Source organism: Acinetobacter sp. 479375, assembly GCF_000581715.1.
Taxonomy (GTDB): domain Bacteria; phylum Pseudomonadota; class Gammaproteobacteria; order Pseudomonadales; family Moraxellaceae; genus Acinetobacter; species Acinetobacter ursingii.
The window spans coordinates 1-24,546 of the sequence record NZ_JEZN01000031.1; the positions used below are offsets into that span (position 1 = coordinate 1).

24 protein-coding genes and 2 pseudogenes are annotated in these 24,546 nt (G+C 39.0%); 14 read left to right on the plus strand and 12 right to left on the minus strand.

Translation table 11 applies throughout. The features are described from left to right. The 3 genes from J500_RS15410 to cadR all read right to left on the minus strand — a co-directional run. Positions 1-327 (minus strand): IS5/IS1182 family transposase (locus tag J500_RS15410; RefSeq protein ID WP_032036900.1); only part of this gene is annotated, 327 nt, incomplete at its 3' end. Between the two features lie 90 nt (positions 328-417). Then, entirely contained in the window at positions 418-990 is a 573-nt protein-coding gene (locus tag J500_RS15415; protein ID WP_004992249.1) for an IS6 family transposase, read from the minus strand. A 93-nt stretch (positions 991-1,083) separates the two neighbouring features. Then, positions 1,084-1,476 (minus strand): Cd(II)/Pb(II)-responsive transcriptional regulator, encoded by a 393-nt coding sequence (cadR, locus tag J500_RS15420; RefSeq protein ID WP_004992253.1) that lies wholly within the window; start codon positions 1,474-1,476, stop codon positions 1,084-1,086. 90 nt (positions 1,477-1,566) lie between these two features. Between cadR and J500_RS15425 the strand changes: the two genes are divergently transcribed. From J500_RS15425 to feoB, 3 genes are read left to right on the plus strand one after another with little or no spacing between them, the layout of a single operon-like run. Next, complete coding sequence (locus J500_RS15425; RefSeq protein ID WP_004992254.1) at positions 1,567-2,847, plus strand: cation diffusion facilitator family transporter; 1,281 nt, start codon at positions 1,567-1,569, stop codon at positions 2,845-2,847. An 11-nt stretch (positions 2,848-2,858) separates the two neighbouring features. Then, on the plus strand, positions 2,859-3,119 hold the full coding sequence (locus tag J500_RS15430) for a FeoA family protein (protein WP_004665962.1): 261 nt from the start codon (positions 2,859-2,861) through the stop codon (positions 3,117-3,119). Further along, positions 3,109-4,938, plus strand: a complete 1,830-nt coding sequence (feoB, locus tag J500_RS15435; protein ID WP_034700461.1) for a ferrous iron transporter B — start codon at positions 3,109-3,111, stop codon at positions 4,936-4,938. The genes J500_RS15430 and feoB overlap by 11 nt, the downstream gene beginning before the upstream one ends. A 519-nt stretch (positions 4,939-5,457) precedes the next feature. Here the strand turns inward: feoB and J500_RS15440 are convergent. The 3 genes from J500_RS15440 to J500_RS15450 all read right to left on the minus strand — a co-directional run bounded on the left by J500_RS15440 (position 5,458) and on the right by J500_RS15450 (position 8,736). After that, on the minus strand, positions 5,458-6,378 hold the full coding sequence (locus tag J500_RS15440) for a copper resistance protein B (RefSeq protein WP_004992258.1): 921 nt from the start codon (positions 6,376-6,378) through the stop codon (positions 5,458-5,460). Next, complete coding sequence (locus J500_RS15445) at positions 6,365-8,278, minus strand: copper resistance system multicopper oxidase (protein ID WP_010588885.1); 1,914 nt, start codon at positions 8,276-8,278, stop codon at positions 6,365-6,367. Before J500_RS15445 ends, J500_RS15440 begins: the two co-directional genes overlap by 14 nt. An 89-nt stretch (positions 8,279-8,367) precedes the next feature. After that, a complete protein-coding gene (locus J500_RS15450) occupies positions 8,368-8,736 on the minus strand; it encodes a hypothetical protein (protein ID WP_004992262.1) in 369 nt (122 codons plus the stop codon). A gap of 148 nt (positions 8,737-8,884) precedes the next feature. Between J500_RS15450 and J500_RS15455 the strand changes: the two genes are divergently transcribed. After that, positions 8,885-9,565, plus strand: a complete 681-nt coding sequence (locus tag J500_RS15455) for a heavy metal response regulator transcription factor (RefSeq protein WP_004679347.1) — start codon at positions 8,885-8,887, stop codon at positions 9,563-9,565. Next, positions 9,558-10,958, plus strand: a complete 1,401-nt coding sequence (locus J500_RS15460) for a heavy metal sensor histidine kinase (protein ID WP_004992264.1) — start codon at positions 9,558-9,560, stop codon at positions 10,956-10,958. Before J500_RS15455 ends, J500_RS15460 begins: the two co-directional genes overlap by 8 nt. 38 nt (positions 10,959-10,996) lie before the next feature. Here J500_RS15460 and J500_RS15465 read toward each other — a convergent pair. The 6 genes and pseudogenes from J500_RS15465 to J500_RS15490 form a co-directional block, all read right to left on the minus strand. Further along, positions 10,997-12,279 (minus strand): annotated as a pseudogene (locus tag J500_RS15465) (MgtC/SapB family protein). Beyond that, positions 12,276-14,651, minus strand: coding sequence for a heavy metal translocating P-type ATPase (locus J500_RS15470; protein WP_004992267.1), 2,376 nt, complete (start codon positions 14,649-14,651; stop codon positions 12,276-12,278). The pseudogene J500_RS15465 and the gene J500_RS15470 overlap by 4 nt, the downstream one beginning before the upstream one ends. An 11-nt stretch (positions 14,652-14,662) precedes the next feature. Then, the gene (locus J500_RS15475; protein WP_004992269.1) at positions 14,663-15,313 is read right to left on the minus strand and encodes a methyltransferase family protein; all 651 of its coding nucleotides are present in this window, start codon (positions 15,311-15,313) and stop codon (positions 14,663-14,665) included. Then, a complete protein-coding gene (locus tag J500_RS15480) occupies positions 15,310-15,579 on the minus strand; it encodes a DUF2933 domain-containing protein (protein ID WP_004992270.1) in 270 nt (89 codons plus the stop codon). The genes J500_RS15475 and J500_RS15480 overlap by 4 nt, the downstream gene beginning before the upstream one ends. Before the next feature lie 26 nt (positions 15,580-15,605). Next, positions 15,606-16,037, minus strand: a complete 432-nt coding sequence (locus tag J500_RS15485) for a hypothetical protein (RefSeq protein WP_004695737.1) — start codon at positions 16,035-16,037, stop codon at positions 15,606-15,608. Positions 16,038-16,640: 603 nt separating this feature from the next. Beyond that, the gene (locus tag J500_RS15490; RefSeq protein WP_004281876.1) at positions 16,641-16,883 is read right to left on the minus strand and encodes a DUF2789 family protein; all 243 of its coding nucleotides are present in this window, start codon (positions 16,881-16,883) and stop codon (positions 16,641-16,643) included. Positions 16,884-17,234: 351 nt separating this feature from the next. Here J500_RS15490 and J500_RS15495 point away from each other — a divergent pair, with 351 nt between their 5' ends. The 9 genes and pseudogenes from J500_RS15495 to J500_RS15535 form a co-directional block, all read left to right on the plus strand. Beyond that, positions 17,235-17,615: a copper resistance CopC family protein gene (locus J500_RS15495; RefSeq protein WP_004992273.1), complete on the plus strand. Its 381-nt coding sequence runs from the start codon at positions 17,235-17,237 to the stop codon at positions 17,613-17,615. Between the two features lie 64 nt (positions 17,616-17,679). Then, complete coding sequence (locus J500_RS15500) at positions 17,680-18,561, plus strand: copper resistance D family protein (protein ID WP_034700469.1); 882 nt, start codon at positions 17,680-17,682, stop codon at positions 18,559-18,561. Positions 18,562-19,016: 455 nt separating this feature from the next. Then, positions 19,017-19,721, plus strand: a complete 705-nt coding sequence (locus J500_RS15505; protein ID WP_001067790.1) for an IS6-like element IS1008 family transposase — start codon at positions 19,017-19,019, stop codon at positions 19,719-19,721. A gap of 94 nt (positions 19,722-19,815) precedes the next feature. After that, positions 19,816-20,289: an arsenate reductase ArsC gene (locus J500_RS15510; RefSeq protein WP_004644741.1), complete on the plus strand. Its 474-nt coding sequence runs from the start codon at positions 19,816-19,818 to the stop codon at positions 20,287-20,289. Positions 20,290-20,294: 5 nt separating this feature from the next. Then, complete coding sequence (gene arsB / locus J500_RS15515) at positions 20,295-21,335, plus strand: ACR3 family arsenite efflux transporter (RefSeq protein WP_004992155.1); 1,041 nt, start codon at positions 20,295-20,297, stop codon at positions 21,333-21,335. A 4-nt stretch (positions 21,336-21,339) separates the two neighbouring features. Further along, the gene (gene arsH / locus J500_RS15520; protein ID WP_004644739.1) at positions 21,340-22,044 is read left to right on the plus strand and encodes an arsenical resistance protein ArsH; all 705 of its coding nucleotides are present in this window, start codon (positions 21,340-21,342) and stop codon (positions 22,042-22,044) included. Positions 22,045-22,062: 18 nt separating this feature from the next. Next, on the plus strand, positions 22,063-23,013 hold the full coding sequence (gene trxB / locus J500_RS15525; RefSeq protein WP_004644738.1) for a thioredoxin-disulfide reductase: 951 nt from the start codon (positions 22,063-22,065) through the stop codon (positions 23,011-23,013). A gap of 96 nt (positions 23,014-23,109) precedes the next feature. Then, complete coding sequence (locus J500_RS15530; protein ID WP_171071584.1) at positions 23,110-24,195, plus strand: ArsO family NAD(P)H-dependent flavin-containing monooxygenase; 1,086 nt, start codon at positions 23,110-23,112, stop codon at positions 24,193-24,195. A gap of 115 nt (positions 24,196-24,310) precedes the next feature. Continuing rightward, positions 24,311-24,546, plus strand: a pseudogene (locus J500_RS15535) (IS6 family transposase); the annotation flags it as partial.

The window sequence follows — 24,546 nt, forward strand, 5'->3', positions numbered from 1 at the left end:
ATAGCTAATCGCAATATCAATATGTTTTTGTCTTCGACAAAGCGTACTGTAATCTGGTGCGGTCCAATTTAATCCACAAAGTTTAATCAGACTTTGAACAAAACCTGTGACCATGCGTAAAGAGAGTCTAAATAAAGATTTGATCATTAAACAGCATTGAATAGCCGTATCGGAGTAAGTTTGATTTCGACCTTGCTTGTTTTGTGGTTGTGCATACCACTGAGTGTTTGGATCAAACCAAATGGAAATGTTGCCCCGATTAATGAGAGCGCGATTATAGGAAGACCAGTTGGTTGTACGATAAGTTTTAGGAGTAGGTTTATTCATTTTGAAATTATAGGACTGAATAAACCTTATAGGCTCTAGGTTTGTGCAACAAAGCCGATTTGAGTCGATGATGTTCCCTTTAAAAAGTACTTAGAGACCGAAAACCCTGTTGATTAGACACACTTCACCCTGAGGCTGACCATAATAAAATGACGATGCTTGTCCTTTACGTAGTGCACGCATGACTTCAATACCTTTAATTGTGGCATAAGCCGTCTTCATAGATTTGAATCCTAATGTGGCCCTGATGATCCGCTTTAGCTTGCCATGATCACATTCAATCACGTTATTTTTATACTTAATCTGCCTGTGCTCAAGGTCTGGTGGACATTTACCTTCCCGTTTTAACCGTGATAAAGCACGTCCATATGTGGGTGCTTTATCCGTGTTGATCACTTGTGGAATTTGCCACTTCTTCACATTATTTAAAATTTTTCCAAGAAAACAATATGCTGATTTGGTATTACGTCTAGAAGAAAGATAAAAATCAATGGTATCGCCACGTTGATCGACTGCACGATACAGATAAGACCATCGTCCATTCACTTTTACATAGGTTTCATCAATATGCCACGAGCTCAGATCTGTAGGATTACGCCAATACCAGCGCACAGCCCAAAGAATGATTTCGCCCTGAAAATGCCGACCATGGAAAGGATTCATATGCTGCACCTTTAGCTAAAACAGTCTTCAGCTTACCATTCGTGGTTATTTGCAACAGTGCCGATTTTTTGAAAAAAGCATAGGTCTAGATAATCAAGCTAGATTTTTTAGAACTCCACATTGGTCAATTGTACATAAGCCATCACAAGTACCTCTTAAATCAGATAATTGTTCAATAAGCTTTTGTTGCTTGATTATATTTTCCCTGATAGCACTGACATGTAAGTCAATTAATTCATTCACATCTGAACAATTTTTCTTGGGATTATCTTTATAGGTGAGTAATTGACGAATTTCATTCAAACTCATATTTAAAGTTCGGCAATTCAAAATAAACTTAATTCGCTCAACATAGCCTACATCGTAAAGGCGGTAATTTCCTTCCGTTCTTTCCGGTTCCGGAATTAAACCTTCCTTTTCATAAAACCTAATTGTTAATACTGAACATGAGGTTTTTTTAGAGAGTTCACCAATTTTTAAATGCATTGAGTTAGTATTTCCAAAAAATCTTGACTCTATAGTAACTATAGGGATTCTAATATTCAAAGTTTATAAATTTTTTTAATGGGTATAACTATGAGTGGCTGTGGATGTAGTAAAGAAACACCATGCGAAGATAAGAAATCTCAACAAGAAAATCATCCATCAATTGCAGAAGCAAGCAATTCAAAGAATTGTGATAATACGCCTAGCTGTTGTGGTGAAGAGAAAGAAGAAAAATCTTCATCTCCTTGCTGTAACACTTCAAACAGTTGTGAAGATACCGCTCAATCCTGTTGTGGTTCTGATCCCAAAGAAAATTTAAGCACTGAAAACGTTTTAAGAGATTCGCACTACATGAGTGAATACTTAGTTCCCAAAATGGATTGTTCTGCGGAAGAACAGATGGTTCGTATGGCACTATCTTCAATTGATGGTGTTCAAAAACTCATCTTTGATTTACCTAACCGTTCTTTAAAGGTTCTACATAATCAAAAAGATGAAAATATAACCACCAAACTTGAAGGACTGGGTTTTGGGGCAAAGCTTGTGAAGACTGAAACTTATATAAGCAATCAACAGGCCAAGCAAACAAGTACCTACACCATTCCTAAAATGGATTGCTCTGCTGAAGAGCAAATGGTCCGTATGACTCTTGCAGATCTTGAAGCAGTTAAAGGTCTTACTTTTGATCTTCCCAATCGAAAACTGAAAGTCTTCCATAATGAAGGGATTCAGCAAATTACGGCCAAACTTGAAGAACTGGGTTTTGGGGCGAAACTTGATGAAACACAGCTTTCTTCAGGTGATCTACCCAATGAACCTGATCCTGTGAGACAAGCTAAAGTACTTAAACTGTTATTAGGCATTAATGCTCTACTGTTCTTTATAGAATTCATCAGCGGTATTATTGCTGCGTCTACAGGATTGATTGCTGATTCTCTAGATATGTTTGCCGATGCAGCCGTTTATGGTATTGCGCTATATGCCGTCGGAAAAGCTGCGAAATATCAAGTGAAAGCAGCCCATTTCGCAGGTTGGATTCAGTTATTACTTGCTGTCATCGTGATTATTGATGTCATTAGACGATTCATGTTTGGAAGCGAGCCAGAATCAACGCTCATGATTGTTATTGGCCTGCTCGCACTTATAGCTAACGTGACATGCTTATATCTTATTTCTGGTCATCGAGAAGATGGCGCACATATGAAAGCCAGTTGGATTTTCTCGGCGAATGACGTTGTCGTAAATATGGGCGTTATATTTGCCGGTGTACTCGTGGCGTGGACGGGATCAGCTTACCCAGACTTAATCATTGGCATCCTGGTTTCTTTATTCGTGCTTAATGGTGCTCGAAAGATTTTGGCTTTGAAGTAAGAGTCTCGAAAATGAATCTATTTCAAGTTAAACAAAATCAGATCGTCAAAATTAGAGATCTCAAAAAAGGTAATCAATACAGTCATACCACTGATCCCGTATTGGAACGGCTCCAACTATTAGGTTTTAGAGAGGGTGAAACTCTACAAGTACTCGCTAAAGGTGTTTTTGGCGGAGATCCTGTTTTAGTTCAAATTGAAACTTCAAGATTCGCATTAAGAAAGAATGAAGCTGAAAGAATTTTTGTAGAGTTAGTATCCAATGAAGATTAAGAACATTGCATTAGTCGGTAATCCAAATTGCGGAAAAACCTCTTTATTTAATACACTTACTGGTACGCGACAAAAAGTTGCCAACTATGCTGGGGTTACCGTAGAAAGAAAAGAAGGTTCTTTTAACTTACCTTCTGGTGATGCAGTACGAGTATTGGACTTACCCGGAACTTACAGTTTAAAACCTAGTAGTTTAGATGAAGAAGTTACCAGGGCAGTTTGTTTGGGCGAGCTAAAAGGTGAAATTCTACCCGACATTTTTATATGCGTTGTAGATGCCACAAATTTAAGCTTACATTTGAGCTTGGTTCTCGAAGTTCGTGCTTTAAATCGCCCTATGATTCTTGTATTAAATATGATGGATGAGGTCAAAAAGCGTGGTATTTCCATTGATAAGGATAAACTGTCTCAACTGTTAGGTATCCCTGTAGTTGAAGCTGTCGCAGTTAAAACAAAAGGAATTCAAGATTTAATTAATCAATTAGATCAAAAAAATCTTTTTATTACTCCTTATCATTCTGAATTAAGTCATTTTGAACAGGTCAAACAAATCACCAAACAAGTTATTTTAAATAATGACAGTGGTGATAAAAGAACCGCATTTCTAGATAAAATTTTTCTACATCCTGTATTTGGTTTAGTAATCTTAACTTTAACCATGTTTGTGATGTTCCAGGCGGTATTTATATGGGCAACGCCTTTTATTGAATTCATTGAAAATTTTGTCGCATGGCTCAGTGATTTTATTGGACCACTAATCCAACATCCTCTATTAAAAAGCTTGGTTGTGGATGGGGTAATTGCTGGTGCAGGTAGCGTGCTTGCATATATGCCTCAGATTTTGATTTTATTCTTCTTCATTTTAATGCTTGAAGAGTCAGGCTATTTACCCCGGGCAGCATTTCTTTTAGATAAATTAATGTCTAAAGCCGGGCTTAGCGGCCGTTCATTTATTCCTCTGCTATCCAGTTTTGCTTGTGCCATTCCCGGAATTATGGCAACCAGAAGTATCAGCTCTGAACGGGACCGATTAGCAACAATTATGATTGCACCCTTGATGACCTGTTCAGCAAGATTGCCAGTATATGCTTTATTGATCGCGGCATTTATTCCGAACCAATTAATCTACGGCTGGTTAAGTCTGCAAGGATTAGTCCTTTTTGGTCTTTATATGTCGGGAATAGTCTCAGCGTTATTAGTTTCACTCTTTCTGAAGTTGGTTCGAAAAGATAAAACTGAAAGTATTTTTATTTTTGAGCTTCCCACATACCGAATTCCAGATATTAGAAATATTGCATTAGGCTTATATGATAGGGCAACTATTTTCTTAAAACGAGTTGGTGGCATTATCGTTGCGCTGTCTATCTTGTTATGGGTGCTAGTCACGTTCCCTCAACCACCAGATAATGCAACCATGCCGGCCATTAACTATAGTTTAGCTGGTCAGTTAGGGCATTTAATTCATCCTATATTTGCGCCTATTGGGTTTACATGGGAAATATGTATTGCACTCATTCCTGCTATGGCAGCAAGGGAAGTTGTAATTGCTGCTCTTGGGGTGATTTATGCGATGTCAGGTGATGAAGATACAGTAACTCAAAGTCTGTTAAGTCAAATTTCAGGCCCGGATGGATGGGGGTTAGCCACAGGTTTATCATTATTGGTATGGTTTATTTTTGCTCCCCATTGTCTTGCTACGTTAGCAACAATTAGACGAGAAACTGGCAGCTGGAAACAGCCCATCATTATGGCAACTTATTTGTTTGCATTAGCCTACATCTTTTCATTAATCACATATCAAGTTGCGAGTAATTTTTAATTAGCAAATGAATAAAATAAGGGAGCTAGCTCCCTTATTTTATTGAAATACTCACTATAAATGAAGCGCTTTTACAAGAAAAACTGTATAGATATCAATAATATTAAACAGCTTCCTAAGAAAACTTCTAATTTAATTATAAATTATGAAAGAGTTCCCTCTTTTTAGTGCAATTCATGAAATTAGGTTTAAATATCAAAAATTATGGCTTAATGAATAGCATGATCTTGTAGACACTTTTAGTGAAATAATAATCAAAATATTGGAATGCTCCCAGTAGCCTAGACACAAAACCGATTCTAAAATTCTTATACTCGATATGGATAATTATTCTGAAAATTTTTTAGTATTAATTTCTTGTAGATAAGTGAAGATCTCATCTACTGTAGCTCGTTTTTAACCACTGCATAAAAATAGACCAAAAATTAAGCTTTTTTAGTTTTACAGATTCGAAAATAAATAGTAATAATTCATGAATAGTAGCCGAAGCTACCATTCATGAATCCAAATCATACTATTTTAAAAAACTAATTCGATGCCTGCACCATATTTCCACCCTTTTTCGGAATTAGTAGCCTCTTGCATAAAAGTATCTTGCTGTCCTTTTTCATACTGATAAGCAATATCAATAAAAGGTTTAAATCGCTTAGTAATCTCATATCTAGTTTTGATACCAGTTTTTAGTTCTGATAAACCTGATTTTGCAGCATAGTTAGAATCATCGCTAAATATTACATCTGCTTCGATATAAGGTTGAGTAATAAGTTTCTGAGTTAAAAGCAAATCACGTTCTAATTCAAAACTTGCTCCCCAAAAATTATTCTCACCGCCATAAAGATATGCTTGTGTTTCAAAGAAATAAGGAGCTAGACCTAATATACCAATAACCCCATCCACTCGATCGCTGCTGCTGTTATTTTTATCTTCACTATATCTTACCCCAGCTTGTACATCCCAAAATGGGGCTACGTTACGGCTATAAAGTGCTGATACAGCATATTTTGGATCATTACTTTCTGACTTTTCCGAATTGGCTTCAATAAATAGACGATTTTCATCTGTTCCAATCAAAGTTTCAAGCTTTGTTCCTAGCTTACCCTTACCATCTTCATCAACTATCCATGCATTTTCAAGTTTTGTTACTTGATAAATTTGTCCACCATGTTCTTTAAGATGATCATCATGAGATGGGGCTGATCTCTTTCTTGCGGTCAGAATAATATTATCTCCCCCATTTGCATTTTCCATTGAATAATATTCTGGATACAATTCTTGGGGGCTATATCTTAAGCCACCAGACTCCTGTAATAAGACTCTCATACCATTTGTAATATTACTTTCTTGTTCCGAAGTGCTGCTATTAGCAAAAGTTAAGTTTGATATACTTATTAATGCAATTGATAAGACTGTTTTTGAGAAGAAATTCTTAGTGATTTGCATGTGGATTTACTCCCTTCTCATTTACTTGGGACTGAGGAACAGTCTTTGTAGAATTACCATCTTCCACTTGAGCTACAATGAGTTTATTCATCATTCCTGCACTCATATGGTAAAGCAGGTGACAATGAATAGCCCACTCACCTAACTCATCAGCTGTGAGTAGAGTGGTTATCGTTTTCCCAGGTGGAACAATTACCGTATGTTTGTTTGGCATATTGCTTGGATCCTGACCATTCTCAAGCTGCATAAACATGCCATGTAAGTGCATTGGGTGAGCCATCATACTGTCATTGACAAATTTTAAGCGAATACGTTCACCATACTTCACCACTAGTGGGTCGGCTTCATTAAATTTTTTACCATTTATTGTCCAAATATAACGCTCCATGTTTCCACCAAGACGGATCTCTATTTCACGTTCAGCTGCACGAGTGTCTTTTTGAGGATCTAACGATTGCAAATCACTATATTGCAATGCTTTATTACCTTCAGGTGTTGAAGCATTTGCCCATCCAAATACGGTATTATCATTCTTGTCTGAAGCCGCCTTAACAGTAGCGCTATTCATCGGCATATCATGATCCATACCTTTCATAGAAGACATATCATGATCCATACCTTTCATAGAAGACATATCGTGATTCATGCCTTTCATAGAAGACATATCATGATTCATATCTTTCATTGAAGACATATCATGATCCATACCTTTCATAGAAGACATATCGTGATTCATGCCTTTCATAGAAGACATATCATGATCCATACCTTTCATAGAAGACATATCGTGATTCATGCCTTTCATAGAAGACATATCATGATTCATTCCCATATCTTCCATAGTCAATAAAGAACGAGGACGAGGCTTAGGCATCTCAATTTGTTTTACAGGTGAGGTATTTTCATCATGTAAGGTTCCAACCGAAAATCCAGTACGATCAATAGATTCAGCTTCGATTTGATAATGGGCTTGTTTCGGTTCAACAATGACATCATAAGTTTCAGCAGTACCTATACGGAACTCATCTACAGGAACGGGCTTTACAGGTTGACCATCAGCACTGACTACAGTCATTTTTAGGTTTGGAATGCGTACATCAAAGAATGACATAGCGGAAGCATTAATAAAACGAAGGCGAACTTTTTCACCAGCTTTGAAGTTACCCGTCCAATTTTGCTGAGGTGTCTTGCCATTCATTAAAAATGTATAACCAGTCACATCGGACATATCTGTTTTCAGCATTCGCATCTGATTCCACATAGAACGGTCTTGCCAAGTCGCTTTTAGCCCATCACGTTTAACTTGTTTTAATACATCGAATACTGTTTCGCGGCGGTTCTGATAGTAGTCTGCTTCTTTTTTAATATTTTTCATAATTTGATCACTTGTCGAATTATGAAAATCAGAAAGCAAAACAACGTAATCTTTATCGGTTTTTTCAGCAGCTGTTAGTGGAGTTTTATCTTTAGGATAAATAACAAAAGCACCATATAAACCGTCTTGTTCTTGTCCTTTACTATGTGAATGATACCAATAAGTACCATTTTGGCGGACTTTAAACTTATATTCATAAGTTTTATTAGGGGCAATGCCATTAAATTTGTTAAATCCAGGTACACCATCCATAATTCCAGGTAATAATAAGCCATGCCAATGGATTGAAGAGTCCTGATTTTTTAACTTATTGTGAACACGGATAACGGCCTCATCACCTTCTTCAAATTCAAGAAGTGGTGCAACGAATTTACCATTTACAGTAATTCTCTCAACTGGTTTTCCTGTGATATTTACAGTTTGTTCAGCGATTGTTAAATCATATTCTTTAACTGCCGCCATTACCCAAGTTGATGAAAATAAACCAACTCCAATTAAGAGTATATGACTTAACTTTTTTGACATTCTATCTCACCTTTAGAAAGGTCAAGATTGAAGTAATAAAGCAAATATTTAGTATAAACTTTAATACTTCTTTCTCGCTATTTATAAAATTATTTATTGCTACTAGGCATATTCATCTTTGAATGATCCATTTTAGAATGGTCCATATTCATCTTTGAATGATCCATTTTAGAATGGTCCATATTCATCATAGAATGATCCATTTTAGAATGGTCCATATTCATCATAGAATGATCCATTTTTGACATGTCAGATGAGTTAGGAGACTGATGTTGACTATGATCTTGCTGAGTCTTGTCATCTTTTTCCATTTTACAAGGTTTTGTACAAGGTTCCTGTGCTTTTACCGTTTTAGTGGCACTTGAGGTTGATACATCTTTTGCCCAAGATTGAGTACCAGCAATTAAAGTTCCAGCACACATTAAAATTGTTAGACTACGACGCACTACAGTTTTCATAAGTTTCTCTAAAAGTTAATTTCTTGCTACTACAATAAAGTGAAGCACTGAACATCTAAGTGACTTGAAAATGACATTTTTGTAATCTATCTCGATCAGATGTTTTATAACGTTATTATAGTTTTAATGAATGACTTAGGATTCGGAAATGAGAATACTATTAGTTGAAGATGAACAAAAAACTGGTGATTATCTCAAGCAAGGTTTATCCGAAGCTGGCTATATTACTGACTGGGTTACAGATGGGTTAACGGGTAAACATCAAGCTCTTTCTGAAGAGTATGACTTAATTATTTTAGACGTGATGTTACCTGGACTAAATGGTTGGAATATTATCAATGATATTCGTAGCAGCGGTAAAACAATGCCCATTCTTTTTCTTACCGCCCGAGATCAAATCGAAGATCGAGTAAAAGGATTAGAGCTAGGCGCTGATGATTATTTAGTTAAGCCTTTTGCTTTTGCAGAGCTTCTAGCTCGAATAAAAACGCTCCTTAGACGAGGGCAACAAAGAGAAGATAATAATATTATTAAGATTGCTGATTTAGAACTTGATTTGAGAAAACGTCGGGTAACACGAGCAGGTCAACGCATTGATTTAACGGCTAAAGAATTTGCTCTTATGGAGCTTTTTATGCGTAGAAGAGGTGAAATTCTACCAAGAGCACTTATTGCATCTCAAATTTGGGATATGAACTTTGATAGTGATACAAATGTAGTTGAAGTCGCTATTAAACGATTAAGAAATAAAGTAGATAGTAATTTTACCCCTAAGTTAATTCAAAATATTAGAGGAATGGGGTATGTATTAGAGGTAGAAGATGAATAATAAATTATTCAAATCTATCAGTTTTCGTATTGGTATTATTTTCTCATTATCGACTATATGTATTCTCATTATGATGGGGTTTTTCATCCATAAATTAGTGATGCATCATTTTGAAACGCAAGATCGTACCCAATTAGAAGGTAAAATCCAGCTTATTCAGAATCTTCTCCAACAGCATCCTAAAAATTCTCCAGAACTTAATCTTTATTTAAGAGATGCTTTAGTTGGGCATCATGATCTGATTGTTCAAATTGAACGACCCACAGGCCAAATTCTATTCAGTACTGCCCCTTCAATGATTAATTCCCAAAAGTTAATGAAAACAGCGGATAGTTCGTGGATTGAGTGGAAACTTCAGGGTAAAACTTATCGGGGGATTATCTATAACGCGAATATAGTTGAAAATTCTGAAATAAAATCTACTCAAATTATTGTCGGTATAGATACCTCTGAGCATCTACATTTTTTAAATGATTTTAAGCGTCAACTTTTTTACATTGGTTTAGCCGGTACGATTTGTTTAATGTTTTTAGGCTGGTTTGCAACCTGGAGAGGTTTAAGACCCGTGCAAAAAATGGCTAAGGTCGCAGAAGGCATTTCTGCCCAACATCTTTCAGAACGTTTAGAAGTTGAGCACACACCAACAGAACTAAAATCATTAGCAATTGCCTTCAATGATATGCTCGACAGACTAGAATCAGCTTTAGAAAGGCTTTCCGATTTTTCATCTGATTTAGCGCATGAAATTAGAACACCGATTAATAACTTAATGACTCAAACTCAAGTATGTCTTGCCCGTAAACGAGATACCAGTACCTATCAAGAAGTACTATTTTCTAATTTAGAAGAATTAGAACGTTTGGCTCGAATGGTATCCGATATGCTTTTCTTGGCAAAAGCAGAACATGGCCTAAAATTACAGAACTTACAGAATATTGACCTGGTTAAAGAAGTTACAGCCTTATTTGATTTCTATGATGCGCTAGCTGCCGAAAAAAATATGACGCTTCAACAAACAGGATCTGGAAATGTCAAAGGTGATCCTGCTATGTTACGTCGAGCACTCAGCAATCTATTATCTAATGCAGTTAAATATGGAAATAAGAATTCTACAATACGCATAAAACTTCAACAGAATTTAGATAACACAATATTTTCAATTGAAAATGAAGGCCCTGAAATCTCTCCTGAACAACTATCCAGGTTATTTGATCGATTTTATCGAACAGATGCATCTAGACAAAGAACAGAAGAAGGAACCGGCTTAGGGCTCGCGATAACAAAATCTATTCTTGATATGCTTGGGGCGACCATCCAGGCTGAATCCCTCAATGGTCGAATCATTTTTACCATTGTTTTTCAAAGTGAATCCATGCAAGGGGAATCATTTTAACTCATTTTTTGAACATCTTCCATTTACCCGAGTTGACCTTACATAAAGCTCAAACTGAGAGCCAGAGCTACGCCAGCACCTATCATGGCAATTGTGTAGCCAAATATGATAGCTCGGCCAAACTGTGCCCCCCTGTCATCCATGCAATTGTCGCTTTGCTTAACATGTTGCTCAGTGTGGCCAGCCCTAGCGCGACAGCAGCCACATTTGTTGTTAAGCCTTCAGTACTATGCAGGCGGGCAAGTGAGACTAAAATAGCATCTACGTCTGCTAGCCCAGAAATAGTCGATAATACGAAGATGCCGCTGGTGCCCAACCATTGTTTTGCTGCCGGGACCAAGACTGCCATGACAGCCAGGAAAGCAGCGAAGCTGAATGCTGTCCCAAGATCAAAAGGAGCCATTGCTTCTATTGTTCGATCGTTGTTTTCAGCGCTGGTAATTTGGCGTTGTCTCCACAATGCCATACCCAGCAGAAGGATTCCCGCAATCATCATTGCACCACCAAAAGTGCTTAGCAATGCTGGCTCAATGACGCCTATCAGCACAACCATACGAAAAAACATGATGCCACAGGCAGCCAATGTTCCAGAAATAGCAGCACTGACCATGACGGGGTGCTGGCGTGTATAGCGTGCCAGTGCGACAGTTGCAGCTGTAGAAGATGCCAAACCACCCAATAGACCTGTCCAGAGTATGCCTCTTTGTGAACCGGTGAGCCGCATGGCAAAATGACCTGCCAGAGAGAGTCCGGCAATCAGGATCACAGCCCACCATAACTGGTAAGGATTTAATGCAGCAAAAGGTCCCAGACCCGTATTGGGTAAGTAGGGTAATATAACAACAGAAAGTACCAGCAACTGTAGAGATGCGGTTAATTCACGATGCTCTATCAAGCGTAACCAACCGTGTAAGGTTGGCTTGAGATCCAAAAATACAGCCACGATGACAGCCGCTGTTAATGCTAAAGTAACATTACCATGGGATGCATATGCACCTAGAACTAATGTCAACAGCATCGCGATCGTCGTGGTAGCGCTTAGATTACCGGAAAGTTTTGCGGTACGCGCGTAGGACACTGTTAATAATAAGGAAAGCCCTAATACGGCCGCGACCAGCGGCCAAGGCCCGAAGTTTGGTTGTAAATGACCGAGCACTCCTCCGAGCAATCCTGTCAATGTGAAGGTACGTAGGCCTGCTACTCGGCTGCCCTCGGGCAATTCACGATCGTGCCATCCTCGTTCTAAACCAATGAGCAGGCCGATGGCAAGTGCTGCAATCAGGCCTGATACATCTGGTGGAAGAAAAAGACTCTCTATCATAGCTTTTTATGTCGCAGGCGAAGGGCATTGGTGATGACTGAAGCTGAACTCAAACTCATAGCCAAGGCGGCAATCATCGGTGACAACAACCAACCGGTAAATGGATATAGTACGCCAGCCGCGATAGGGATACCCAAAGCATTGTAAAGGAAAGCAAACATGAGGTTCTGTTTCATGTTGCCGACAGTAGCTTCCGAAAGTGAACGGGCAACAGCAATCCCTCGTAAATCTCCCTTGACCAGCGTAACTTGGGCACTATTCATTGCAACATCAGTCCCGGTTCCCATAGCGATACCGACATCAGCTTTAGCCAAGGCTGGTGCATCATTGATGCCATCACCAGCCATAGCCACGATGCGACCTTCCTTCTGCAATTTGCTGACCAGTTCTAGTTTATCTGCGGGTTTGACTTCGCCATGTACCTCATCAATGCCTAGACGTGCTGCGACTGAACGGGCAGTGGTGAGACCATCTCCTGTTGCCATCACGATACGTAGACCCGCTTCCTTCAGGGTGGCAAGTGCTTCTGGGGTATTTTTTTTGATGGGATCGGATACTGCAAGCAGGCCGGCCAATTCACCATTGATGGCTAGATGCATCACACTTGCACCTTCTGAACGCAGCTCTTCGGCTTGCGGAATCAGAGATTGTACCGAGATACCTAATTGCTCCATCAGTGCTGTGTTGCCCAAAGCTAACTGACGATCGCCCACTTGACCTCGAACACCAATCCCTGAGCCTGATTCAAAATTATCTGGTGTTTCAAGAGGCAGGCCACGTTCGTGTGCTGCGTTTACAATCGCTTCGGCTAGCGGGTGTTCACTGCCTTGATCAAGACTGGCGGCTAAACGTAATACTTCAGATTCATCGAAACCTGATGCGGCAACCACACGATCGAATACAGGGCGTCCTTCAGTTAACGTACCTGTTTTATCGATGATTAGTGTGTCAATCTTGCGTAGATTCTCAATGGCTGCTGCATCGCGGAACAACACACCATGAGTAGCACCTTGACCCGTTGCAACCATGATAGACATTGGAGTTGCCAAGCCTAGTGCACAAGGACAGGCAATAATGAGTACTGCCACAGCATTGATTAATGCATAAACCCAGCTCGACTCTTCTGGGCCGAACAGTCCCCATCCAAAGAAGGTAAGCAAGGCAATGGCTACTACAGCCATGACAAACCAACCTGCAACCTGATCAGCCATGCGTTGCATTGGTGCTCTCGATCGTTGAGCTTGCGCCACCATCTGTACGATCTGGGATAACATGGTACTTGAACCAATTTTCTCTGAACGCATGATTAGGGAACCATTGGTATTCAGGGTAGCACCAATGACTTTATCACCGATGCGTTTAGTGATCGGTAAAGGTTCACCTGTCAGCATCGATTCATCCACTGAACTACTTCCTTCAGTGATTACACCATCCACAGGCACTTTTTCACCTGGGCGAATTCTGAGTAAATCTCCTACATGGACATGCGTTAGAGGAACATCTTCTTCAGTTCCATCAGGCAGGATTCGGCGAGCTGTTTTAGGAGCGAGCCCAAGGAGTGACTTAATTGCAGCAGAAGTTTGCGAACGTGCTTTTAACTCCAATATTTGTCCCAGTAGGGTCAATGAAATGATGACCGCTGAAGCTTCAAAGTAAACAGCGACACGACCCATGGAAATAAATGAGTCTGGGAAGATTTGCGGTGCAATGGTTGCGACCACACTATAAATAAATGCAGCTCCAGTGCCCAAACCAATCAGCGTCCACATGTTCGGGCTGCGATTCACAACCGATTGCCAACCCCGGGAAAAAAATGGCCAACCTGCCCAAAGTACAATTGGGAGTGACAACACCAGTTCAATCCAGCTCTGAACAGCCATATTGAACAGATTCATTTGATGACCAAACATCGCCAAAAAAGTCACGATGATGGTCAATGGCAGTGTCCACCAGAAGCGTCGGCGGAAATCACGTAACTCCGGATTCTCATCTTCCTCTAATTCAGGAATGAGTGGCTCCAGTGTCATTCCGCATTTAGGACAGTTTCCAGGATGATCTTGCCTGATTTCTGGATGCATTGGGCATGTATAGATGGTCGTACCTGTTGTGCTTGCCGCATTAACGTGTTGAACAGTCTGATGATGCTGTGTATGTGCATCGGCAGTCGTCGTTGCGGGTTTAGCGATATATTGCACCGGGCTGCTATGAAACTTTGATTGACATTTATCACTGCAAAAAAAGTAAGTTTTCCCCTTAAATTCCTCATGGTATTTCGATTCTTCAGTGACGGTCATACCACAGACTGGGTCTTTCAGTACGTCTGTTGTAGCCTGTGCCATATGGTCCTGGTTATGATTTTTTTGATCTGACATAAATAATTCTCTTATGGAAAAGTGGTTTTATGGCCGAATTTTGGAATAAATCTCGGAGTCTGTTGAGCATAGCTGTCATAGACAGCGCCAAACTGTTTACTCATTTCAGCCTCTTCCTTAATTGCCAAGCGGCTGTACATTAAGAGTAGGATTGGAAACATAATCAGTGTCAGTAAAGTTGGCCATTGCAATAAAAACCCCAGCAAGATCAAGATAAAAGCCACGTATTGGGGGTGACGTATGCGCGCATAGGGTCCGGTTACTGCCAATTGGTGATGACGTTGTGCGTTGTACAGCACGTGCCATGACGTTGATAACAGGTAAAATCCATAGCCCAAGAAAACGTAACTGGCGATATGCAAAATGCCAAAATGTGGATCACCTTTTTCACCTAATAGCGTTGACCACAAGTGACCTGCATTATGAGAAAGTAAGTCAAGTTGAGGGAAGCGAGTTTGAAGCCAACCAGATAACAGGTAAATGGTTAAAGGAAAACCATACATTTCGACAAATAGAGCAATGATAAAAGCCGAAAAGGCCCCAAATGTACGCCAATCGCGCGCAGTGGAAGGTCTAAAAAAACTGAAAGCGAACATGATAAAAACTGCTGAGTTAATGATAACCAGCGTCCATAAACCATAAGCCGATTCCGCATGATTCATGATGGATCTCCTGGTTCGCGCGATTTTTTATTATCTGATGGGTCTGATTTTTTCTGTTGATGGTGATGTCCATGACCACCATGCATAAAAATATGCATGAGTGGACAAGCTAAAAGGAATAAATAAGGCAAAGCACCGATAACGTGGGCTAAATGTTCCGTTAATAGAAAATAAGCTGCGATACCACCCAGCACGATTAGACCAATGGCATAACGTGTAGACCAGAAGTTAGGTACTGAATTATTTTCTTGGTGTTGGTGATTCATGGTGCTTTCCCCTAATTCATGGGTAACTATTTAGTTGCTGACGGAGGCATACAGTCCATCATCATCTGCATCATGGATTGCATCATGTCCATACGTTTTTCCATCATCTGCTGACGGTCAGCCATATTTGCATTCATGCTTTGGCTGCCCATCTGTTTCATCATACTCATACCTCCTTGCATGAGTTTCATGTGCTCAGCCATAAGTTTCTGACGTTCTTGTGGGGTTTTTGCAGCCATCATCTTCTCATGCATGGCTTGCATCGCCTTCATGTGTTGATCCATTGCAGCCATTTTATCTGTAGCAGTGGTGCTGGTAACTGTTTGCTTAATTGTTACTGCAGATGGTGCTGTTTTTTCAGGGTGGTGATCTTTGTGTTCATCGGATTGCTGTGCAAATGTATTCAATGACGCGGCTGCGATACATAAGCCCAAAAAAATGTTTTTGAATTTCATCATAATTTTTTCCTTTAAATAATTTGGAAGTAAAAGCTATGTTTTAGTACTGAACAGAGTCTAGGAATTTGACTACTAAACTGATGAAATTTTTGGTTATTCTCTGTCTCTCTTAAAAATTTTAGCACTATTAATTAATTATTTTTAAAAATGACAAAAATGTAATTTTGAGATCTTCTCGAAATATATAGTCTATGCTGAGATGACAAAAATTTTATTTAATATTAATCTTTTAAAACTATTAAAGTTGTTATGATTTTATGTGCTTAAAAAAATAAAAATGAAATGATTAGATGACTCCAAGGCTAGTTAGAGACACATTCTTAATGTAATTTACACTGTTATTCCTTTAAAGAAAAAATACAGTTGATCAAAATAGTTTTTTATAGAAAAAAGGGTGGATAATTTAATTATTAAACTTATTGGTATATTTATTAGATAGAAGGTAAAGAAGATTATTTTTAATATTAGGGTTTATAATCCAAATTTCAGAGTAAGGAATCTACTACTTATATAATAGAGATTCCATCTCCAAAACAGTACTACTGTATGAATGAGTTGTATTCAATGCAGGGAAGAATGTAGATACTTAATACTAACGGAAAATTATTTTACTGAATTTTCATGTAAAGACTCATTTAATTGATCAATCACTGTCGTCCATTCACCATCAGAGTGTAGTTTTTCTTCTAAAAAATGACGTTGAGCATCAGTCCAAAAAATTGCTTGTGTTAAAAAAACATCTCCAGCTAGCTGATGGCTCTCTATGAATTTTGCAATTGCTTCTTCAGTAGAAGCTAAACCAAGCTGTTCAAATAATTTGGTCATTCTTGGACGTGTTTGAGTCATGTGCTTAGCCCACAAATTTATATTAGATCAAATTAAACATAACATGTTTATATTTAAACTAAAATATAAAAAATTAAATAGCTACTATTTTCTTAGACAAAATGATTACTACATTTCATAAATCAACCACCTACATAATTTGTTTGTTAAATGATCATTATTTTTCAATAAGATTATTTTAATAGTTAAAGATTTTAAATTTCAAAAATGACAAAAATGTAATTTTGAAGTCATCGCTATGTTTCTGTCTCTCACTAATAATTGAAATATAAGAGGAGATGATGTGGTCTCATTAAATATAGATTTTATAAAGTCATCTCTAATGAACTAACGAATCAAGAGGAAACGTAAATGAAATTATTTCAAAATAAAATGACTGCTCTACGTAATGTTGTAGTAGCTGCAACGATGATTGTGGCTACTACAACTACGTTCGCTCATGTGAGTTTAGTGAGTGCGATTCCTGCGGAAAATGCATCTATCCTTAGTCAACCAAAGAACTTGACCCTTAACTTTGGTGCAGAGGTTATGTTGATGAATATTAAGTTACTGGATGCTCAGCGAAGAGATGTTCCTTTTAAATATAAAGTTACTCATGACTTAAAGAAATCCTTTGATGTCGCTCTTCCGAAACTGAAAAAAGGTAAATATACCGTTGTCTGGACAACAATGGGGAAAGATGGTCACAACATGAATGGTGAATATAGTTTCACTATCAAATCAACTAAATAAGAATTGATTACCTTTCAACATGTCAGTGAGGTGCTGGCATGTTGTTCTAGAATGGACAAAAATAATGATTTCTGAATATTGGATGTGGGCCACTTGGTTAACTAAGGTTATTTTATATTTAAGTGTAGCTTTTGTCGTTGGTGGAGCCTTTTGCTATTTTTTACTTAGACAATATCTTGAACTAAAAGAATCGATTCTTAAATATATTACAATTGGCGCTGGATTAGGCCTAATTTCCAGTACCTTGGGATTTTTTATTCTGATTGGTAGTTTTGCCAATACTGGTATTACAGGGATGGTGGACCCCACGTATATTAATATATTGGTTAATACTCCGACGGGGTATATATACGTTCTTCGTTCTATTTGTTTTGCTCTTTTACTTCTTCTCATGGTGGTTAAACTTAACAGGAACAAAGGTCATTTTTCTATAATTGAAAGTTCAATATTTTGTGTTTTACTTCTCCCGATTATTTTTAGTTTTTCCCAGCTCGGACATGTCGCTAATTTAACCTTACTTGCTCAAATTTTATTATCAATCCATATTCTAGTTATGTCGTTATGGATGGGGTCTTTATATCCGTTATGGAAAACCAGCCGGGAAATAAATGGTTTACCTTTAAAAGATCGCATGCATGTATTTGGACGTATTGCTGCTTTCATTGTTGGGATATTAATCGCCTGTGGCGCTAGTGTAGCTCTTCTTTTAATTAAAGATTTTAATACCTTAATCAATACTGCATATGGCTATGGTTTCATGGTTAAAATGTTTTTTGTTATAGGTATTCTACTTTTAGCTGCCTTCAACAAATGGTATTTCACCCCGCGTCTTCAACATCCTAAATTCGCTAAACACCTTAGTCATGCCATTTTATTTGAGATGTTATTAGGTCTATCAATTCTATTAACAACAGGCTATATAACCACTGTCGTGGGTATTGAATAAGAGAATTTCAAAATAAGGGAATTGAGGAAATTTAACATTACTGCATTTATCTTTTGTAGCTGAGCAATAAAGTTTCTACTGGACTGCCAACTTACGACAATCAGAACAGTAAAATCGCATCATGAGGCATTATACATAAAGGTAGTCACCGGTTTTTAGCTTATCTTGGCTTTGTTGCACAACGATTTCATAACTATATGATTTTAAAAGTTTTGATTGTTTTTTGATCCAAAATTAAATTTATTTAAATCAGATGCTTACATATTTATGCAACAAAGCCACTTATCTTCAACCCATAACGGTCTCATCTATTCAGTTCACTACCATTGATTGAAATAACTAATCTTATAAATTTCAGAGTGATCGTAGATGACAAAAATGTCATTTTAAAGGGCACTGTTGCAAATAGGCTGACATGATAAGCTAAATATCTTATTTATTTCGAGATACAGCAGATGAATCCCTTCCATGGTCGGCACTTTCAAGGTGAAATCATTCTTTGGGCTGTTCGTTGGTATTGTAAATATGGCATCAGCTATCGTGAACTTCAAGAAATGCTCGCTGAACGAGGTGTGAATGTTGACCACACCACAATTTATCGTTGGGTTCAGCGTTATGCTCCAGAAATGGAAAAACGCTTACGCTGGTATTGGCGTAATCCTACAGATTTACATTCATGGCATATGGATGAGACTTATATCAAAGTGAAGGGGCGATGGACTTACCTGTATCGTGCAGTTGATCAACGTGGTCATACGATTGACTTTTACCTTTCCGCTAGACGGAACAGTAAATCAGCCTATTGTTTTTTAGGAAAGATCTTCAATACGGTGAAAAAATGGCAAATTCCACGGGTCATCAATACAGATAAAGCAGCGACCTATGGCCATGCTTTATCACGGTTAAAGCGAGAAGGAAAATGTCCAGTAGATATTGAGCACAGGCAGATTAAGTATAAAAATAATGTCATTGAATGTGATCATGGTAAGTTAAAGCGGATCATCAGGGCCACATTAGGATTCAAATCTATGAAGACGGCTTATGCCACAATTAAAGGTATTGAAGTCATGCGTGCACTACGTAAAGGACAAGCATCGTCATTTTATTATGGTCAGCCTCAAGGTGAAGTGTGTCTAATCAACAGGGTTTTCGGTCTCTAAGCACTTTTAAAAAGGAACTTCATCGACTCAAATCTCTATTTGCAACAGTGCCATCAACACCCCCTTTCTGTAAATAGTTATTGTGAGTAATTCAATGAAATTTTTATTTTTATGTACTGGAAATAGCTGCCGTAGCATTTTGTCTGAAGTTTTGTTTAATAGCCGAGCACCAGAAGGTTGGAAAGCCTATAGTGCTGGGAGTAAGCCTTCAGGTCAAGTTCACCCGCTAACTTTAGAAACCCTTGAAAACTTAGGATTATCTACCGAAGGTTTATGGAGTAAAACGATTAATGATTGTGAACAATATCAACCTGATGTTGTGATCACAGTATGTGATTCTGCTGCTCAAGAAGCATGTCCACTTTATTTGGGTGGAGCAATCAAGGCACATTGGGGCTTGGCTGATCCTTCACACTTAGACGTGAATAAAGAAGAAAAAATAAAAGCCTTTATGAGCACTGTTGAACATATCAATCGTCGCTTAGATGCTTTATTTAAACTTAATGTAGATAAACTATCTCGCTCAGAATTGATTGCAGCAATTAATCAAATTTCGAACGTTGAGTAAGTGAAATGTCTAAAAAACGCTTATCTTTTTTAGATCGCAACCTGACGCTATGGATTTTTATTGCCATGGCCTTAGGCATTGCCATCGGAAACTTCTTTCCTCAGGCTTCTGTCGCACTCGATAAATTAAGCATTGATTCAGTGAATATTCCAATCGCGATTGGTCTTATTCTAATGATGTATCCACCACTGGCAAAAGTGAACTATGCGACTTTGCCACAAGTGTTTAAGGATAAGAAAACCCTTACTTTATCCTTAGTACAAAACTGGCTGATCGCGCCAGTACTCATGTTTGCCCTGGCAATCATATTTTTACATAGTTATCCAGAATATATGACCGGTGTCATCCTGATTGGTCTTGCTCGATGTATTGCCATGGTTCTGGTGTGGAATGGCTTGGCCTGTGGTGATAATCAATATGTTGCAGCATTAGTTGCCTTTAACAGCATCTTCCAGATTCTATTTTTCAGTACCTATGCCTGGTTATTCCTGACCTTCCTTCCACCCTATTTTGGTGTCGCTTCGCAGGTCATTAATGTCGATTTCTGGACCATCACCCATGCTGTTCTGGTTTATCTTGGTATTCCGTTCTTATTAGGTTTCTTAACGCGATGGATTTTGGTGAAACAGAAAGGCGTGGAATGGTATGAAACCAAGTTCATTCCGAAAATCAGTCCGCTGAGTTTAATGGCTTTGCTGTTCACCATTCTGGCCATGTTTAGCCTAAAAGGCGGTGATGTCGTGAGTCTTCCGCTTGAAGTTTTACGCATCGCGATTCCTTTAACCATTTACTTCGTTTTAATGTTCTTCATCAGCTTCTTTATGAGTAAATGGATGGGCAATGACTATCCTAAGACCACAGCAATTGCATTTACCGCAGCGGGGAATAATTTTGAATTATCACTTGCAGTAGCGATTGCAACTTTTGGTATCGCTTCGCCTGTTGCTTTTACCACGATTATTGGCCCACTGGTCGAAGTTCCTGTGTTGATTGCCTTGGTGAGTGTTTCACTCTGGCTGAGAAAGAAAGTTTTTAAAGAGGCCTAACTCTATGAATCTCCCAAATGTAGATCTAAATCTTCTTGAGCAACCCACCTTTGAAAAAGTTCAAGCCAAAGAACTTGCTCATCCTCCGCGAATTTTGCTGCTGTATGGCTCTAATCGAGAACGTTCTTACAGTCGCCTTGCAGTTCTTGAAGCCGGTCGAATCCTTGAGCATTTTGGGGCGGAAATAAAAATCTTTCATCCTAAAGGGCTTCCTTTACCAGAAGATGCGGATACTGAGCATCCAAAAGTAAAAGAACTGCATGAGCTTTTAGCATGGTCAGAAGGCATGGTCTGGTGTTCACCTGAACGCCATGGTTCTATGAGTTCAATCTTTAAATCTCAAATCGACTGGATTCCACTGGCAGGAGGGGCAATCCGTGCAACCCAAGGTAAAACTCTTGCCTTGATGCAAGTCAGTGGCGGATCACAGTCATTTAACAGCCTGAACCAGATGCGTATTTTGGGGCGGTGGATGCGGATGATCACCATTCCAAATCAGTCTTCAGTTCCAAAAGCTTTTTTGGAGTTTGAAGAAGATGGGCGAATGAAACCTTCGGCTTTCTATGACCGGATTGTGGATGTGATGGAAGAGTTATTTAAGTTCACCCTACTGACTCGTGGACAAAGCAAATACCTGACAGATCGTTATTCAGAACGTAAGGAATCAGCTGAAGAATTATCTAAACGTGTCAATCAGCGCAGTTTGTAAACTGCTAGGTGATCTTAAATGCAAAAGAGACATTCTAAATTAATCATTCTTGGCTCAGGTCCTGCGGGTTACAGCGCTGCGGTATATGCAGCACGGGCTAATCTTAAACCCACTTTAGTTGCAGGCTTACAACTCGGTGGTCAATTAACCACGACCACTGAAGTCGATAACTGGCCGGGTGATCCAGAAGGTTTAACAGGCCCCGCACTCATGGAACGTATGCAAGCGCATACGGAACGTTTTGGCACCGAAATCGTCTATGACCATATCAGTGAAGTGGATTTAAGCGTTCGTCCATTCGTGCTGAAAGGCGATATGGAAGAATTCACCTGTGATGCCCTGATTATTGCCACAGGTGCAACGGCACAATACTTAGGTCTTGAGTCTGAAGCTAAATTCATGGGGCAAGGTGTAAGTGCCTGTGCAACTTGTGACGGTTTCTTCTATAAGAATCAGAAGGTGATGGTTGTAGGCGGTGGTAACACTGCGGTTGAAGAGGCGCTTTACCTGTCTAATATTACAGCTCACGTGACTTTAGTGCATCGCCGAGCTTCATTGCGTTCTGAAAAAATTCTACAAGACCATCTTTTTGCAAAACAGAAAGAAGGCAAAATTAGCATTCTTTGGAACAATCAAGTGGATGAAGTGTTAGGCGATAACACCGGAGTAACTGGAGTGCGTTTAAAATCCACTGTAGATGGATCAAAGCAAGATATTGAGGTACAGGGTTTATTCGTGGCAATTGGTCACAAACCAAATACTGAGATGTTTTCAGCGCAACTTGAGTTACGTGATGGCTATATTCAGATCCAAAGCGGAACAGCGGGGAATGCCACTGCTACTTCAGTGCCAGGTGTATTCGCTGCCGGTGATGTGGCTGATTCAGTTTATCGCCAAGCGATTACTTCAGCAGGCTCTGGTTGTATGGCTGCATTAGATGCTGAAAAATATCTTGATAGTTTAAGTTGATTTTGATGTTGTCATAAAAATATAGTGAATATTGTAAAAGCCCAGTCTTCAGGATTGGGTTTTTATATTAAAGAAAAAATAAAAGGGGAAAAGGCTTTGAATCAGAAACAGACGGAAACTGATGTCATCATTATCGGTGGTGGACAGGCAGCTTTATCTACAGCTTATTTTTTAAAGCGAAAAAAAATACCATTTATTATTTTAGATGATCAAAATCAAGCAGGTGGAGCCTGGTTACATGCTTGGAATTCTTTGCGTCTGTTTTCACCGAATAGCTGGAGTTCCTTACCTGGTTGGGTTATGCCGAATACAGAACAAACGTATCCGACCAAGAAAGAAGTTATTGAATACTTGCAGCAATATGAGCAGCGTTATCAATTTCCGATTATTCGTCCTGTATATGTTGATCACGTCAAAAGCGAAGGAGAAGTATTGAGTGTGCATGCAGGTGAACAGATATGGAGAGCCAAGGCTGTAATCAGTGCAACGGGCACCTGGAGTCATCCTTATATCCCATCTTACCCTGGCCAAGAAAATTTCAAAGGTCTGCAATTACACTCCGCCCATTATCAAAATGCAGAACTTTTTAAAGATAAGCACGTAATGATAGTCGGTGGTGGAAATTCTGGAGCACAAATTTTGGCTGAAGTTTCCCAAGTGGCAGACACTCTTTGGATCACGCCAACACCTCCTCAATTTTTAGCAGATGATGTTCATGGCCGTGTACTGTTTTTACGTGCGACAGAGCGTTTAAAGGCACAATTAGAAGGCCGTACAATAGATCAGCCTGTTGGCGGTCTGGGTGATATTGTCATGATTGATTCAGTCAAAGATGCACGTGCACGAGGAGTTTTACATAGTGAGCGCCCATTTTCGGCTTTTACAGAAAATGGCGTGATTTGGGAAGATGGATCTTTTCAACAGGTTAATGCAGTGATTTGGTGTACTGGATTTAAAGCGACTTTAAGCCATTTAAAGCCACTTGGAATAGTAGAGGAAAATAATACGATACTTGTTGAAGGAACACGAGCAGTCAAACAATCCAACCTATGGTTAGTAGGATATGGTGAGTGGACCGGACCTGGTTCAGCGACACTGGTGGGTGTTTCAAGGACTGCGAGAGCCACAGTGGATGAAATTGCAGCTTATTTAGATAATATTTATAATTACATCCAATGTTAAATTGCTTGCCGTAAACTAAGTGCTTTTACAACTTTGATAACAGTATCGAAACGGCACTGTTGCAAATAGGCTGACATGATAAGCTAAATATCTTATTTATTTCGAGATACAGCAGATGAATCCCTTCCATGGTCGGCACTTTCAAGGTGAAATCATTCTTTGGGCTGTTCGTTGGTATTGTAAATATGGCATCAGCTATCGTGAACTTCAAGAAATGCTCGCTGAACGAGGTGTGAATGTTGACCACACCACAATTTATCGTTGGGTTCAGCGTTATGCTCCAGAAATGGAAAAACGCTTACGCTGGTATTGGCGTAATCCTACAGATTTACATTCATGGCATATGGATGA

Excerpts from the sequence above, each read along its gene's own strand:
- J500_RS15415 (WP_004992249.1), bottom strand. The coding sequence starts at position 990 with ATGAATCCTTTCCATGGTCGGCATTTTCAGGGCGAAATCATTCTTTGG.
- cadR (WP_004992253.1), bottom strand. The coding sequence starts at position 1,476 with ATGCATTTAAAAATTGGTGAACTCTCTAAAAAAACCTCATGTTCAGTA.
- J500_RS15425 (WP_004992254.1), top strand. The coding sequence starts at position 1,567 with ATGAGTGGCTGTGGATGTAGTAAAGAAACACCATGCGAAGATAAGAAA.
- J500_RS15430 (WP_004665962.1), top strand. The coding sequence starts at position 2,859 with ATGAATCTATTTCAAGTTAAACAAAATCAGATCGTCAAAATTAGAGAT.
- feoB (WP_034700461.1), top strand. The coding sequence starts at position 3,109 with ATGAAGATTAAGAACATTGCATTAGTCGGTAATCCAAATTGCGGAAAA.
- J500_RS15440 (WP_004992258.1), bottom strand. The coding sequence starts at position 6,378 with ATGCAAATCACTAAGAATTTCTTCTCAAAAACAGTCTTATCAATTGCA.
- J500_RS15445 (WP_010588885.1), bottom strand. The coding sequence starts at position 8,278 with ATGTCAAAAAAGTTAAGTCATATACTCTTAATTGGAGTTGGTTTATTT.
- J500_RS15450 (WP_004992262.1), bottom strand. The coding sequence starts at position 8,736 with ATGAAAACTGTAGTGCGTCGTAGTCTAACAATTTTAATGTGTGCTGGA.
- J500_RS15455 (WP_004679347.1), top strand. The coding sequence starts at position 8,885 with ATGAGAATACTATTAGTTGAAGATGAACAAAAAACTGGTGATTATCTC.
- J500_RS15460 (WP_004992264.1), top strand. The coding sequence starts at position 9,558 with ATGAATAATAAATTATTCAAATCTATCAGTTTTCGTATTGGTATTATT.
- J500_RS15470 (WP_004992267.1), bottom strand. The coding sequence starts at position 14,651 with ATGTCAGATCAAAAAAATCATAACCAGGACCATATGGCACAGGCTACA.
- J500_RS15475 (WP_004992269.1), bottom strand. The coding sequence starts at position 15,313 with ATGAATCATGCGGAATCGGCTTATGGTTTATGGACGCTGGTTATCATT.
- J500_RS15480 (WP_004992270.1), bottom strand. The coding sequence starts at position 15,579 with ATGAATCACCAACACCAAGAAAATAATTCAGTACCTAACTTCTGGTCT.
- J500_RS15485 (WP_004695737.1), bottom strand. The coding sequence starts at position 16,037 with ATGATGAAATTCAAAAACATTTTTTTGGGCTTATGTATCGCAGCCGCG.
- J500_RS15490 (WP_004281876.1), bottom strand. The coding sequence starts at position 16,883 with ATGACTCAAACACGTCCAAGAATGACCAAATTATTTGAACAGCTTGGT.
- J500_RS15495 (WP_004992273.1), top strand. The coding sequence starts at position 17,235 with ATGAAATTATTTCAAAATAAAATGACTGCTCTACGTAATGTTGTAGTA.
- J500_RS15500 (WP_034700469.1), top strand. The coding sequence starts at position 17,680 with ATGATTTCTGAATATTGGATGTGGGCCACTTGGTTAACTAAGGTTATT.
- J500_RS15505 (WP_001067790.1), top strand. The coding sequence starts at position 19,017 with ATGAATCCCTTCCATGGTCGGCACTTTCAAGGTGAAATCATTCTTTGG.
- J500_RS15510 (WP_004644741.1), top strand. The coding sequence starts at position 19,816 with ATGAAATTTTTATTTTTATGTACTGGAAATAGCTGCCGTAGCATTTTG.
- arsB (WP_004992155.1), top strand. The coding sequence starts at position 20,295 with ATGTCTAAAAAACGCTTATCTTTTTTAGATCGCAACCTGACGCTATGG.
- arsH (WP_004644739.1), top strand. The coding sequence starts at position 21,340 with ATGAATCTCCCAAATGTAGATCTAAATCTTCTTGAGCAACCCACCTTT.
- trxB (WP_004644738.1), top strand. The coding sequence starts at position 22,063 with ATGCAAAAGAGACATTCTAAATTAATCATTCTTGGCTCAGGTCCTGCG.